The 14,015-nt window shown below is 70.6% G+C and carries 11 protein-coding genes and 1 pseudogene; 8 read left to right on the top strand and 4 right to left on the bottom strand.

Features of this window, described 5'->3' with window-relative positions:
• Positions 1 to 29 precede the first annotated feature (29 nt).
• From OO71_RS30855 to OO71_RS30830, 6 genes are all read left to right on the top strand, one after another.
• Positions 30 to 794, top strand: coding sequence for a nucleotidyltransferase domain-containing protein (locus OO71_RS30855; RefSeq protein ID WP_033293487.1), 765 nt, complete (start codon positions 30 to 32; stop codon positions 792 to 794).
• A gap of 123 nt (positions 795 to 917) precedes the next feature.
• Positions 918 to 1,766 (top strand): IclR family transcriptional regulator, encoded by an 849-nt coding sequence (locus tag OO71_RS30850; RefSeq protein ID WP_245633833.1) that lies wholly within the window; start codon positions 918 to 920, stop codon positions 1,764 to 1,766.
• Positions 1,767 to 1,858: 92 nt separating this feature from the next.
• Positions 1,859 to 3,454, top strand: coding sequence for a thiamine pyrophosphate-dependent enzyme (locus OO71_RS30845; protein ID WP_033293486.1), 1,596 nt, complete (start codon positions 1,859 to 1,861; stop codon positions 3,452 to 3,454).
• Positions 3,451 to 4,914: an aldehyde dehydrogenase family protein gene (locus OO71_RS30840; RefSeq protein ID WP_033293485.1), complete on the top strand. Its 1,464-nt coding sequence runs from the start codon at positions 3,451 to 3,453 to the stop codon at positions 4,912 to 4,914. Before OO71_RS30845 ends, OO71_RS30840 begins: the two co-directional genes overlap by 4 nt.
• Before the next feature lie 32 nt (positions 4,915 to 4,946).
• Positions 4,947 to 6,227, top strand: a complete 1,281-nt coding sequence (locus tag OO71_RS30835; protein ID WP_051792476.1) for an MFS transporter — start codon at positions 4,947 to 4,949, stop codon at positions 6,225 to 6,227.
• A gap of 9 nt (positions 6,228 to 6,236) precedes the next feature.
• Positions 6,237 to 6,593 carry a hypothetical protein gene (locus OO71_RS30830; RefSeq protein WP_033293484.1) on the top strand — a complete coding sequence of 119 codons (357 nt, stop codon included), beginning with the start codon at positions 6,237 to 6,239 and terminating at the stop codon, positions 6,591 to 6,593.
• Here the strand turns inward: OO71_RS30830 and OO71_RS30825 are convergent.
• The 4 genes from OO71_RS30825 to mgtA are packed head-to-tail and all read right to left on the bottom strand — an operon-like array spanning position 6,574 to position 12,868.
• Positions 6,574 to 7,851 carry an ABC transporter ATP-binding protein gene (locus OO71_RS30825; RefSeq protein WP_051792475.1) on the bottom strand — a complete coding sequence of 426 codons (1,278 nt, stop codon included), beginning with the start codon at positions 7,849 to 7,851 and terminating at the stop codon, positions 6,574 to 6,576. The genes OO71_RS30830 and OO71_RS30825 overlap by 20 nt on opposite strands.
• Positions 7,852 to 7,876: 25 nt before the next feature.
• The gene (locus OO71_RS30820) at positions 7,877 to 9,610 is read right to left on the bottom strand and encodes an ABC transporter permease (RefSeq protein ID WP_033293482.1); all 1,734 of its coding nucleotides are present in this window, start codon (positions 9,608 to 9,610) and stop codon (positions 7,877 to 7,879) included.
• Between the two features lie 2 nt (positions 9,611 to 9,612).
• Positions 9,613 to 10,332 (bottom strand): MgtC/SapB family protein, encoded by a 720-nt coding sequence (locus OO71_RS30815; RefSeq protein WP_033293481.1) that lies wholly within the window; start codon positions 10,330 to 10,332, stop codon positions 9,613 to 9,615.
• A 43-nt stretch (positions 10,333 to 10,375) separates the two neighbouring features.
• Entirely contained in the window at positions 10,376 to 12,868 is a 2,493-nt protein-coding gene (gene mgtA, locus OO71_RS30810; RefSeq protein WP_033293480.1) for a magnesium-translocating P-type ATPase, read from the bottom strand.
• A gap of 260 nt (positions 12,869 to 13,128) precedes the next feature.
• On the opposite strand from mgtA, the gene OO71_RS30805 reads away from it, so the two are divergent.
• The gene (locus OO71_RS30805) at positions 13,129 to 13,470 is read left to right on the top strand and encodes an ArsR/SmtB family transcription factor (protein WP_033293479.1); all 342 of its coding nucleotides are present in this window, start codon (positions 13,129 to 13,131) and stop codon (positions 13,468 to 13,470) included.
• 257 nt (positions 13,471 to 13,727) lie between these two features.
• Positions 13,728 to 14,015, top strand: a pseudogene (locus tag OO71_RS49340) (transposase); the annotation flags it as partial.

Here is a 14,015-nt window from a genome sequence, read left to right as displayed (position 1 = left end):
GCGGCGGCGTTTCATGGCAGGTTGGACAGATGCCGGAAAACGACGACGAAACTTTCGCCGGGTACGTGGCCGACCTGCTGGCCGCGCTGCCCGGGGTCACCGCGGTCGCGCTGGGCGGGTCGCGGGCGAGCGGCACCCACCGCGCCGACAGCGACTGGGACTACGCGGTCTACTACCGGGGCTCCTTCGACCCGGACGACCTGCGCGCGCTCGGCCTTCCCGGCACGGTGTCCGGCCTCGGCGAATGGGGCGGCGGCGTGTTCAACGGCGGTGCGTGGCTCACCGTCGAGGGCCGTCCGGTGGATGTGCACTACCGCGACCTGGACGTGGTCGAGCACGAGCTCGCCGAGGCCCGTGCCGGACGGTTCCGCTGGGAGCCGCTCGCGTTCCACCTGGCCGGGATCCCGAGTTACCTGGTCGTCGCGGAGCTTGCGCTGAACCGCGTCCTGCGGGGCGAGCTGCCGAGACCGTCGTACCCGGAGCTGCTGCGGGTAAGTGCGCCGGACTTCTGGCACGCAGCGGCAGAACGGACACTGACATACGCGAGGTCCGCGTATGTCCAGCACGACAAGCGCACCGAGACCGCGGCTTCGGCGGGCGTCGCGGCAATGCAGACGGCGCATGCGGTGCTGGCCGCGCGGGGGGAGTGGGTGACGAACGAGAAGACGTTGCTGGACCGGGCGGGTTTGCGTGCGCTGGACGACATCGTGGCGGGGATGGCGCACGACCTGCCGGGCGCATTCGCGACGGCGTGCGCATTGCTGACCAGGCAGGAGCGGCTCGTGGGTCCGTGAAGGGAACCATGAGGGAATCTGAGTCCGTGAAGGGAACCATGAGGGAATCTGAGTCCGTGATGGTTCCCTTCACGGACTTGGGCGGGGTGGGGCCGCGGAGTGTCCAGTGTGGACAGTCACGTCGTGAGCGGACTCTGTGGGTTGCCCTGTCCGCGGGACTGGCGGATGATGGACTGCCAGTCCCCGTCCCGTTTCACCGCAGCCCCGGAGGCACCGATCGCCGGCAACGCCGCCGAACCCGGGCGCACGGTTCTCAGCCGCGCGTTCGCAGTGCTGGATTCGTTCCTGCACGGGCGTCCCGAACAGACCCACGGCGAGATCACCCGGGCGACCGGGCTCGCGCCGGCCACCGTGCACCGGCTGGTCGCCGAGCTCACCGGCTGGGGGGCGCTCGAACGCACCGGGCGCGGGCGGTACCGGATCGGGCTGCGGTTGTGGCAGCTCGGGGCGCAGGCGCCGGGCGGGCGGGAACTCCGCGACGTCGCGCTGCCGTATCTGCAGGATCTTCTCCAGGTGACCCACGAGGTCGTCCACCTCGTGGTGCTCGACGAGGGCCGCGCGCTGTACCTCGAAAAGCTCGAGGCGCATCCGGACGTCGTGGTCACGTCGCGGGTCGGGCTGCGGTTGCCGTTGCACGCCGCCGGTCCGGGGAAGGTGCTGCTCGCGCATGCGCCGTTCGAGTGTCTCGAAGGGGTGCTCGCCGCCGGGCTGGAGCGCCGGGCGAGCGGCACGATCACCGATCCCGCCCGGCTGCGCGAGGTGCTCGCGGAGGTCCGGCTGCAGGGTTTCTGCATTTCCCGCAATGAGATGACCGAGGGCGCGTCGTCCGTCGCGGCGCCGGTGCGCGGGCCGGGAGACCACGTCGTCGCGGCGATTTCCGTGGTGGTGCCCAGCAGTACGCCGAATCTCTCGCCCCTGGTGCCGGTGGTGCGGATGGCCGCACTCGGGGTCACGCGCGCATTGCAGGCCTGAAAACTTTTCCGGTCAGTGGAAGACGGGCTGGGCGCGCCGTCTGCGAACGCGGACACTCCGGAGCCACCCACCCCGGCTCCGGAGGAGAGTTCTTGAGCACCACCACCGTTCGCGATGCGGCTTTCGACGTGCTACGCCGGTTCGGCGCCACGACGCTGTTCGCCAATCCCGGGTCCACCGAGATCGCCCTGCTCACCGACCTGCCCGAGGACCTGGAGTTCGTGCTGGCCCTGCACGAGGGTTCCGTCGTGGGGATGGCCACCGGCTGGGCGCTGGCGCACGAGCGGCCCGCGGTCGCGATCCTGCACACCACGGCCGGGCTCGGGAACGCGGTCGGCGCGCTGGCCACCGCTCGCGTCAACCGGGCGCCGCTGGTCGTGCTGGTCGGGCAGCAGGACCGGCGGCACCTTGCGCTGGAGCCGTTCCTGACCGGCGACCGCCTCGACGACCTCGCCCGGCCCGCTCCGGTATGGGTCGCCGAACCGCCGCGCCCGCAGGACGTTCCCGGCGCGCTCGCCCGGGCCTGGCACGAGGCCCGCGAACACCGTGGTCCGGCGCTGGTGATCGTGCCGATGGACGACTGGTCCGCGCCCGCCGATCTCGACGAGCCGCTGCCCGCCCCCGCCCGGCTCACCCGCGCGACCGCCGCCGAACCCGCTGTTCTTGCCGAGCTGGCGGAATTCCTCGGCGCGGCAAGCAATCCGGTGCTCGTCGTGGGTGCCGGCGCGGACGACGCCGAGTCGTGGCGTGGCCTGACCGCGCTGGCCGAGCGGCTCGCCTGCCCAGTGTGGCAGGAGGCCTTCGGCGCCCGCGCCGGTTTCCCGCAGGACCATCCGCAGTTCGCCGGACATCTGCCGCCCGGTCGCGCGGAGCTGCGGAAGGTGTTGTCCGCGCACGACGCGGTGCTGTCCGTCGGTGCGCCGGTGTTCCGCCAGTACCCGCGCGAGCCGGGACGGCTGACCGAACCGGACACCCGCATCGCCGTCGTCACCGACGATCCCGCCGAGGCGAACCGAAGCCCGGCCGACCTCGCGGTGCTGGCGAGGCCGTCGGCGGTGTGCGGTCCGCTGGCCGAGCTGGTTCCGGCCCGCCAACCGGGGCCGGGCCGGATCGGGCGCACGGTCGACCTGCCTGCACCGCCGCTGCCCGGCGAACCACTCGAGCCCGGGCACGTGTTCGGCCTGCTGGCGCGCCGGTTGCCGAAGGACGTCGTGCTGGTCGAGGAAAGTCCGTCGAGCCGTCCGTTGCTGCATGCCCTGGTACCGGCCCGCGAACCGCTCGGGTTTCTGAGTGCGGCCATGGGTGGGCTCGGCTTCGCCGTACCGGCCGCGATCGGCCTGCGGATGGCGGGCCCGAACCGGCCGGTGGTCGCGGTGGTCGGTGATGGTTCGTCGCTGTACTCGATCCAGGCGCTCTGGAGTGCCGCGCACTACGGCGTCGGCGTGCTGGTCGTGGTGCTGGCCAACGGCGGGTACGCGATCATGGACAAACTCGCCGCGCGCCAAGGTGGACCCGCTCCGTGGCCGTCGTTCGACGAGGTCAGCGTGAGTGGTCTGGCCCAGTCGCTCGGCTGCCCGGCCCGGCGGGTCGAAACCTACGCGGACCTGGAGGTGGCGCTGGATGAGGTGCTGCTGACGCTGGCCGCCCGCGCCGAACCGCTCGTCCTGGAAGTGGCGGTGACGCCGTGAAGTTGCTCAGCGGGAACCAGTGGCAGGGCCGGATCTTCTCCGGCGGCTGGATTCGCAGCGAAGGTGGTGAGTACGACGCCGTGGAACCGGCCACCGGCAAGGTGCTCGCGAGTGTCGGGGCGGCCACCGCGGCAGACGTGACGAAGGCCGCTGCGGCCGCGCAGGAAGCGCAGCGGGAATGGGCGGCGCGGCCGTACGACCATCGGGCACGCGTATTACGCCGCGCGGCAAGGCTTTTCGAAGACCACGGCGACGAGATCGACGAATGGCTCGTGCGGGAATCCGGTGCCACCAGGGCGTTCGCGCAGTTCCAGACCCGTGCCGTCGCGGCCGAGGAGTGCCACGAAGCTGCCGCGCTGGCCGCGCATCCGTACGGCGAGCTGTTGCGGTCCAACCAGCCCCGGCTGTCGATGGCCCGCCGCGTCCCGGCCGGAGTGGTCGGGGTGATCTCGCCGTTCAACGCGCCGGTGATCCTGTCCATTCGCGCGATCGCGCCCGCGCTGGCGCTGGGCAATGCGGTGCTGGCGAAACCCGACCCGCGCACGGCGGTGTGCGGCGGCGTGGTGCTGGCCCGGATCTTCGAGGAAGCCGGGCTGCCCGATGGTCTGTTCCATCTCTTGCCCGGCGGTGCGGACGTCGGCGCGGCGCTGGTCGAAGACCCACTGGTCCGCGTGATTGCGTTCACCGGTTCGACGGCTGCGGGCCGCAAGATTGCCGCAGTGGCAGGGGAGCGGCTGAAGCGCGTGCACCTCGAACTCGGCGGAAACTCGGCGCTGGTCGTGCTCGCGGACGCGGACGTCGAGCAAGCCGCCTCGGTCGGCGCGTTCGGGTCCTTCAACCATTCCGGCCAGATCTGCATGGCAACCGGACGGCACCTGGTCGCTGCCGAAATCGCCGACGACTACGCCGCTGCGCTCACCGAACACGCGGCCAAGCTGACCGTCGGCGACCCGGCTCGCGGCGAAGTCGCACTCGGCCCGCTGATCGATGCAGGTCAGCGCGACCGCGTGCACTCGGTGGTGACGGCCAGCGCGGCAGCAGGAGCGCGAATCGCCACCGGCGGCACGTACGAGAACCTGTTCTACCAGCCGACGGTACTGGCCGATGTCCCGCTCACCGCGCCGGCTTACGCCGACGAGGTGTTCGGCCCGGTGGCCCCGGTCGTGCGGTTTTCCACAGTGGACGAAGCGGTCCGCCTGGCCGGCGGTAGCGGATACGGGCTGTCACTGGGCATCCTGACCCGGGACGTCGCGCGTGGCCTCGCGCTGGCCGGCCGGATCCCGTCCGGTCTGGTCCACGTCAACGACCAGACGGTCAACGACGAGGCCCTCGCGCCGTTCGGCGGGGTCGGGGATTCCGGCACCGGCTCGCGGCACGGGGGTGCGCAGGCCAACCTCGACGCGTTCACCGAAACGCAGTGGGTCACCGTGCGCGGCGACCTTCCGCAGTACCCGTTCTGACTCCAGTCCCCTCCGACGACGCAGGTGATCCCATGACTGTCCCCGCCGATCCCCGGGCCCGTTACGCCCGCTGGGTCGCTCCGCTGTGCTGGACGGCAGTGGCGCTCGAAGGCTTCGACCTGGTGGTGCTGGGAGTGGTGCTGCCCGCGCTGCTCAAAGACAAAAGCTGGGGGCTGGACCCCAACACGGCGTCGCTGATCTCGGTGGTCGGGCTTCTCGGCGTGGCGGTCGGGGCGTTCTCCATCGGCCCGCTCAGCGACCTGTTCGGCCGCCGCGGCATGATGCTGCTGACGGTGACCAGCTTCTCGATCCTCACCTTGCTGTGCGCGTTCGCGAACGGCCCGTGGCTGTTCGGCGTGCTGCGGTTCCTCGCCGGGCTCGGGCTCGGCGGCGTGCTGCCGACGGCGCTGGCGCTGATCACCGAATACGCCCGGGTCGGCCGCGGCGGCAGCGCGACCACGGTGCTGATGACCGGGTACCACGTCGGCGCCGTGCTCACCGCGTTGCTCGGGATCCTGGTGGTACAACGGTTCGGCTGGGAATGGATGTTCGTGATCGGGGCGGCCCCGGCGCTGATCCTGGTCCCGCTGATGGTGAAGTTCCTGCCCGAGTCCGCGGCGCTGCTACAAGCCCGCGGCACGCCGGCGGCCCCGCGGCCGGCTCGCGAGCGCAACCCGCTCGCCATCCTGTTCCGGCACGGCTACGGCCGGGCGACGATCGCCTTCTGGGTGACGTCATTCATGGGGCTGCTGCTGGTCTACGGCCTCAACACCTGGCTGCCGCAGATCATGCGCGAAGCCGGGTACGAACTCGGGGCGGCGCTGGCGCTGCTGCTGGTGCTGAACGTCGGCGCGGTGATCGGGCTCCTGATCGGCGGCCGGGTGGCCGACCGGATCGGGTACCGCCGCTCCACGATCACCTGGTTCGTGGCGGCCGCGGTGTTCCTGGCGTTGCTGAGCATCAAGCTGCCCGGCGTGAGCGTGTACGCCGGGGTGCTGCTGGCGGGGATTTTCACGTTCAGCTCGCAGGTGCTGGTGTACGTGTACATCGCGCGGGTGTACCCGGCAGAGGCGCGCGGCACGGGTCTCGGTGCGGCAAGCGGAATCGGCCGCTTCGGGGCGATGTCGGGTCCGCTGGTCACGGGATTCCTGCTGTCCGCGGGGCTGGCTTATCCGTGGGGGTTCTACCTGTTCGCGGTGGTGGCGGCGATCGGCGCGGCCGCGATCGCGGTGGTGAACCGCGACCCGTCCCCGGATGCTCCGGCCGACAATCCGGCACCGCACTCGGTTCCCGCTCCGGGCGGCGAGGCGTAGATTCACCGCATGCGCGAGGACGTCCGGATGCGGATCGGCTGGCTCTGCCTGGCGATCGTCAGCGCGGGCGTCCTCGGGTTCGGCCTCGTCGCCGTCGCGTTTCCCGCCGACGCGCTCACGCGCGCCGACGGGCTGGCCTCGATCGGCACCGGGTTGTTCGGCGGGCTGATCACGCTGGTCCCGTTCCGCCGCCGGGAGCGGTGGGCGTGGTGGGTGCTGTGGTTCTACCCGGTGTTCTGGCTGGTACATCTCGTCGCCCGGCTGCCGCCCGGCAAGGACCATGTGCACCAGGTGGTCTTCATCGTGCTGTCGGCGGGTGGGCTGCTGCTGCCGGTGCGCAGCTTCCTCACGAAGCAGCTACGGTGATCCGGTCCCGGTCGGTGTCGTAGTCGAACAGTTCGGCGTAGCGGCCCCAATCGATGGCCGTGTCCAGTTGCTGTCGTGCGTCGGCGGCCGAGAAACCGCGGCGGAGCAGGTCCAGGAAGAACTCCGCGCGCAGTGTTCCGCCCGCACTGGCCGTCAGGGCGTTGACGATCGTGCGCACCAGCGGCGCCCGGTCGCGGACCTGACCGGCGAAGACCTTCTTGCTCGTCTGGATGTCGGCGGTCGTGAAGGCGGTGCCGACCGGGGTCAGGTGCAGGTCGCCACCGGCCACGAACACCAGGTCCAGCAAGGCCGCCGCGTCCACGAGCGGCAGCAGGTCGTCCACCTCGAAGTTGAGGTCCGCAGCCAGGTCGGGGAGATCGGCGCGGCCGCCGCGGGCGTGCACCAGTTCCGCCAGACCGGCCAGCCCGCCTACCGAGGCGTGGGGGAGCGGGCGCGCGGTCGGTGTTGCCTGTGCGGGTTCGACGGCGGCCGGGTCGCGGCCGGTCAGCTGGTCGTAAAGATGGTCGACGAGAGCGGCGAACGCCGGGGATTTGCGGTCGCGGGGCCGCGCGAGGTCAACGTCCACCTCCGCGCGCAGCGTGCCCGGGTTGGTGCCGAGGACCAGCACGCGATCGGCGAGCAGCACGGCCTCCTCGATATTGTGCGTCACGATGCACACGGCCTTGGTCGGGAAATCGTCGCGCTGCCACAGTGCCATCAGCTCGGTCCGCAGGTTTTCCGCGGTCAGGACGTCGAGGGCGGAGAACGGCTCGTCCATCAGCAGCACGTCCGGTTCGAGCACGAGCGCGCGGGCGAACCCGACCCGCTGCCGCATGCCGCCGGAAAGTTCCTTGGGGTACGCGGATTCGAAGCCGTCGAGCCCGATCAGATCGATGGCCTGCAACGCACGTTCCCGCCGGGCGGCCGGGGGTACCCCGCGGGCGGCGAGACCGAGTTCGACGTTGTCCTGCACGGTCAGCCACGGCATCAGGGCAAAGGTCTGGAACACCATCGCGGCGCCCGGGTTGGCTCCGTCGAGCTCGTCGCCGCGGTAACGCACCGTGCCGTGCGTCGGGCCGATCAGACCGGCGATCGTGCGCAGCAGCGTCGACTTCCCGGACCCGGAACGGCCTAGCAGTCCGACGATCTCGCCGCCGCGCAGGTCGAGGGTGATGTCGTCGAGGACCCGCAGCTCGTCCCCGGCCGACCCGGGAAAGCTCGTGCTGACGTGCTCGACGGACACGAGGACTTCGGACATGGCACACAACCTCTCGGAACTGGGGTCAGGACAGGGAGAACCGGCGCTCGGCGAGGCGGTACAGCCGCCGCCAGAAGAGCCGGTTGAGACCGACGACGTACAGGCTCATCACGGCCACCCCGAGCAGGATGCGGCCGGCGTCCCCGGACCCGGTCGCGTCGCTGATGTACGCGCCGAGCCCGGTCGCGGTGAGCGTGACCCCGTGGTAGGACACGATTTCGGCGACGATCGACGCATTCCAGGCGCCACCCGCGGCGGTGATCCCGCCGGTGACGTACCCGGGGAAAATCGCGGGCAGCACGAGCCGGCGCCACCACAGCGCACGGGGCAGCCGCAGGTTCGCCGCGGCCTCGCGCAGGTCGTGCGGGATCGCCGAGGCGCCCGCGATCACGTTGAACAGGATGTACCACTGCGCGCCGAGGCTCATCAGCAGAATGCCGCCCCAGTCAAGGGAAACCCCGGTCGCCAGGAGCACTGCGGTGATCAGCGGGAACAGGAAGTTCGCCGGGAACGACGCCAGCACCTGCACGATCGGCTGGGCGAGCCGCGACACCCGCGGGTTCATCCCGATCCACACCCCGACGGGCACCCACACGAGCGTCCCGACCACCACCAGCGTCACGACCCGGGCAAAGGTGATCAGCCCGAGCAACAGCACGTGCCCGATCTCGGCGTACCCGGTGGTCTCGCCGATGAACTGCACCGCGCGCACGAGTCCGTAGACGATCAGCCCGAACACTACGACGGTGAACGCGATGTCGGCCGCCCGGCGGCGGGCGGGGGAGAACCGCAGCGGGTACTCGGCCAGCCCGAACACCGCCAGCGCCCGGTCGAGCGGGAATACGAGCTTGCCGAAGAACCGTCCGAGCAGCGCCGGGATCCGCGAGCGGCGCAGCAGGTCGAGGACCAGGCTGCGGGGTGCTTCGGCGGCTTCGGAGTTCTCGATCCGGAACCGCTCCGCCCACGCCGTGAGCGGACGCCAGAACAGCACGTTGACCCCGACGATCAGGACGACCATCACCCCGACGGCGAGCAGGACCTTGCCGAGGTCGCCCTCGCCGGACGCCGCGGCGACGTACGCACCGATCCCGGGCAGCGCGAACTTCTGGTTGTTCACGCTCAGTGCCTCGGATGCGGTGAGGAAGAACCAGCCGCCGCCGAAGCTCATCATGCCGTTCCAGACCAGCGGGATCATTCCGCTCGGCACGTCCACCCGCCAGAACCGCTGCCAGCGCGACAGCCGCAACAGCCGGGATGCCTCGTCGAGGTCGCGCGGCTGGGATACCAGCGAATGGTGGAACGCGAAGGTCATGTTCCAGGCTTGCGAGGTGAAAATCGCGAAGATCGACGCGCATTCCAGCCCGAGCTGCGACCCGGGGAACAGCGCGATGAACCCGGTGATGGTCACCGACAGGAACCCGAGCACCGGCACCGACTGCAGAATGTCCAGTGTCGGCAACAGAATCTTCTCGGCCCGCCGCAAGCGTGCGGCGGCCGTTGCGTAAACGAACGTGAAGCCGATCGAAAGTACGAGCGCGGCGAACATCCGCAGCAGCGAACGCCCGGCGTAGTACGGGAGTTCGGCCGGGTCAGTGGACACTGTGGACGTTCCGGTCTCCGGGGTCCACGGCACGTCGGCGCCGTGCGCGAGCCGCACGATCAGCCACAGGAGCGCGGCGGCGCCGAGGAACACGGCCACGTCGGCGGCGGTGCGGCGGGGCCGCGCCAGCGCGTCGCGGGTCGGGAAGGTACGCAGCATGTCTAGTTGTCTCCGTCCCGTTCGGCGTAGGCCAGCTCGGCCTGCCAGCGCACGCTGGTCACCGCAGGTTCCATGGACAGCCGGCTCACCGCCGACTCCATCTGCTTGTCGTCACGCTGATCGGCGCACAGCTCCGCGCGTACCTGAACCTGGCCAGGAACGTCGGCGTTGGTGCTGGTGATCGACTGCAACGCGAAATCGGTGCGCGCCAATGCTTGGACGAGTAAAGCGCGGACATGGGCTTCCGCATCGTCTTTGGTCACCGCCAGGAAGGTGTACGACGTCGGGGTTTCGCGCCCGGTCGTCGGACGGCGGTCGACCGCCCGGCCGAGCGGACGCAGCGCGATGTTGACCGCCATCACCACGACCGTGCCCGCAGCGGCGGCGCTGTACAGCCCGGCTCCGGCGAGCGACCCGACCGCGGCGGAACACCACAGGGTCGCCGCGGTGTTGAGGCCGCGCACGGTCAGTCCCTCGCGCAGGATCACCCCGGCGCCGAGGAAACCGATCCCGGACACGATTTGCGCGGCCACCCGCGTCGGGTCGGCGCTCCCGCCGGTGAACCCGTGCGCGGACAGCAGCACGAACAGTGTCGACCCGGCCGCGACCAGGGCGTTCGTCCGCAGTCCGGCCATCCGCGCGCGGAATTGGCGTTCGAATCCGATCACCGTGCCGAGGCCCACACCGGCGCCAAGGCGCAGCAGCATCTCCGCAGTCGTCATCTGCGCTCTCACTTTCTTGCCTTTACGAGTCCGAAAAGGACGGTCACCACCAGGTGCGGACGCGTTTCACCAGCTGCGCGGCCAGCGCGTACCCGGTCAGCACGACAACCAGCCACAGGAGATATCCGGGAGGGAGCGACTGCATCTTCAGCGCTCCCGCGAGCGGGGACAACGGCAGCAGCAATCCGGCGACTGCCGCGGCAGCCGCGGCCAGCACCACCGGCCGGGCGGCGCGAATCGTCCGGCCCCGCAGCACCAGTACCACGAGCAGCTGCGACAGCAGACCTTCGACGAACCAGCCGGTCTGGAACAACAGCGGGTTGCTGCCCGCGCCGAAGCCATGCCACAGCACCGCGAACGTCGCCAGGTCGAACAGCGACGACAGCGGCCCGAACACGAGCATGAACCCGGTGAGCCCGCGGGCGTCCCAGCGGCGCGGGCGGCTCAGGTAGTCGTCCTCCACCCGGTCCCACGCCAGCGCGAGCTGAGCCAGGTCGTACAACAGGTTCGAGACCACGAGCTGGATCGGCAGGATGGGCAGGAACGGGAGGAACGCGCTTGCCGCGAGCACCGTAAGGACGTTGCCGAAGTTCGATGCCGCGGTGATGTTGACGTACTTGAGCGTGTTGCCGAGCGTCCGCCGTCCCTCGGTCACGCCGCGGGCGAGCACGCCCAGGTCGCGTTCGAGCAGCACGAGGTCGGCCGCGTCCTTGGCCGCGTCGGTGGCGGTGTCCGGGGCGATCCCGACGTCGGCGGTCCGCAGCGCGGTGACATCGTTGACGCCGTCGCCGACGAAGCCCACCGCATGCCCGTTCTCCCGCAACGCCGTGACCACCCGGGCCTTGTGCGCGGGCGTGAGCTTCGCGAACACGGTGGTGTCCTTGACGATTTCCCGCAGCTCAGCGTCGTCAGCCGTCTCGATCCGGTGCCCCAGCACGACCTCGCCGACCGGGATCCGGGCCGATTCCGCGACCCGGGTGGCGACGTGCTGGTTGTCCCCGGTCAGGATCTTGAGCGCCACCCCTTGCGCACCAAGGGCTTTCACCGCGGTGGAGACGCCGTCGCGGACCGGGTCGACGAACCCGACGAACCCGACCAGCACCATCCCGTTCTCGTCGCGCTCGTCGAATCCCGCGGTGACTTCGCGCGCCGCGACCGCGAGCACCCGCATGCCGTGCTCGGCGTACGCGCGCACCAGCTCGGTTGCGCCGATCCGGGCAGCGTCGTCGAAATCCGTGACGATGCCCTCGCGCCGCGCGTGGCTGCAGCGCGGCAGGATCTCGTCCGGGTCGCCCTTGCTGATCAGCAGGTACTCGCGGCCACGCCGCACGACCACGCTCGCCCGGCGCCGCGTGTGATCGAAGCCGATTTCGCCGACGCCGGTGAACAGCGCGTCGGTGACCAGGTCGTCCTGGTGGGAGAACAGGGTCTCAATGGCTTCGTCGAGCCGGTCGTGCCGGTCGGTCTGGAAGTGCACGGCGAGCCCGGCGTACTCGGCCGCCTCGCCGTCGGGGTTCCCGGAGTAGTCGACGCTGTGCGCGTACGCGATCCGGTCTTCGGTGAGCGTGCCGGTCTTGTCGACGCAGAGCACGTCCATCGCCGCGAGGTCCTGGATTGCGTTGAGCCGCTTGACGATCACGTGCCGCCGGGAGAGCGCGGCGGCACCGCGGGCGAGGTTCGTGGTGACGATCACCGGCAGCATTTCCGGCGTGAGCCCGACGGCCACGGCGACGGCGAACATCCCGGCCTGCGCCCAGTCCCCGGTCACCGTGCCGTTCACGACCAGCACGATCGGGACCATCACGAGCATGAACCGCACGAGCGTCCAGCCGACCCGGCGGACCCCGGTGTCGAAGCTGGATTCCGTGCGCGGTTCGGCGGATTGTGCCGCCAGCGCACCGAAATACGTCGCGTTGCCGGTGGCGACGACGACCGTGGTGGCCGTTCCGCCGACCACGGACGTGCCCGCGAAGCCGAGTGCCGGGGTGTCGGGCTCCTTCGGGACCGGCAGCGCCTCTCCGGACAGCGCGGACTGGTCCACGACGAAGTCCCGGGCGGCGACGATCCGGACGTCGGCCGGGATCACGTCGCCGGGACCGAGCAGGACGACGTCACCGGGTACGAGATCCGCCGTGGGTACCTCGCGGGCGGTAGCGGGGAAGCCGTCCGCCGCGCGCCGCCGGACGGTGACGGTGGTGGTGATCTGGTCGCGGACTGCGTCGATCGCCCGCTCGGAACGGGCGTATTGCCAATACCGCAAGCCGATGCTGAGCGCGACCATCACGCCGACGGTGACCGCGCCGCGCAGGTCGCCGACCACGGCGAACACCACGCCGAGCGCGGTCAGCAGGGCAACGAACGGGCTGCGCGCGGCGGCCCAAGCCCGGGCGGTCCGGCGTGCGATGACGACCCGGTTTTCGCCGTGCTCGCGCATGCGGTCGGCTGCTTCGGCCTCGGTGAGGCCTTTGGGTGAGCTGTCCAGGTTCCGGAAAACGGTGAGCACCGGCGCGTCGCCGTGGGTGCGAAAGCGGGTCATGGGAGGTCCTGTCCCTCGAGGTCACTGCTGCCGGGCAGCGGACCGCGCGGGACCCGGACCTACGCCACGACGATGGCGGCCCTGGTTCCGGCGCGGCCGCGCCGACTACTTCCTTCGCCGGTCACCCGGCTCACCTCCTCCGCAAGACTCATCGGCCGGTCTTCCGCCGGCCGAGGACCAGTAGAGCGCAGATCGCGAAAACAGTCAAACACTTGCGCAAGTGATGGGTGCTAGGTCACGCTGGAGACCGACCCGAGAGGATGACCGCTGTGCCCCCCGAACCCCCGCCTTTACCGCCGGACGTGCTCCAGGACGCGGCCGCGACCTTCGGCCTGCTGTCCGCCACGGTCCGGCTGCACCTGCTTTGGCTGCTGTCGCACGGAGAACGCGACGTCGGCACGCTCGCCGAGGAGACCGGGCAGACGGTGCCCACCGCGAGTCACCACCTGGGCAAGCTGAAGCTCGCGGGTCTCGTCCGCGCACGCCGCGAGGGCAAACGCCAGGTGTACGTGCTGGCCGACCCGCATGTGCGGCACATCGTCCAGCTGGCCGTGCAGCATCATCAGGAACTGCAGGGCGGGTCCCGGCGCAAGGGGGCTTAGCGATCAGTTCAGAATGAGCTGGGATGTCGGTTTCGGTTGCGGTGTCGGGTGTTCCAGCATTGCTAGATGGGTGAGCAGGTCGTGACCGCCGAGCTGTGGGTGCGAGCCGTTGGTACCGGCATGTCCGTGACGGTTCCGCTTTCCGGGTCGAGTCGCGCGGATGACCGGTCTGCGTTGGAGGGCATCCTCTAGGTCGTGCGCACCGGCATCGGCTGGAACCGGCTGCCCGCGACCCTGTTCGGCGTCTCTGGCGCCACGTCGACCGGCGCAAGCCCGGCTCCAAGCGCCACCTGATCACCGATGCGCACGGCACTCCGCTCGCCGTCAGGCTGACCGGCGGACACCGTCACGACGTCACCCAGCTGATCCCGTTGCTCGACGCTGTCCCGCCCATTCGGCACGCCACGCCGGCGGCCCAGGCGGCTCTACGCCGACCGCGGCTACGGCCACGACAAGTACCGACGCCTGGTCCGAGCCCGCGGCATCACCCCGCTGATCGCCCGCCGCGGCGTCGAACACGGTTCCGGTCTGGGCAAGATTCGCTG

It is taken from the genome of Amycolatopsis jejuensis (assembly GCF_000717335.1).
Taxonomy (GTDB): Bacteria; Actinomycetota; Actinomycetes; order Mycobacteriales; family Pseudonocardiaceae; genus Amycolatopsis; species Amycolatopsis jejuensis.
Note: the sequence above shows the minus strand (reverse complement) of the source record. Positions and strands in the feature narration are given on the sequence as shown.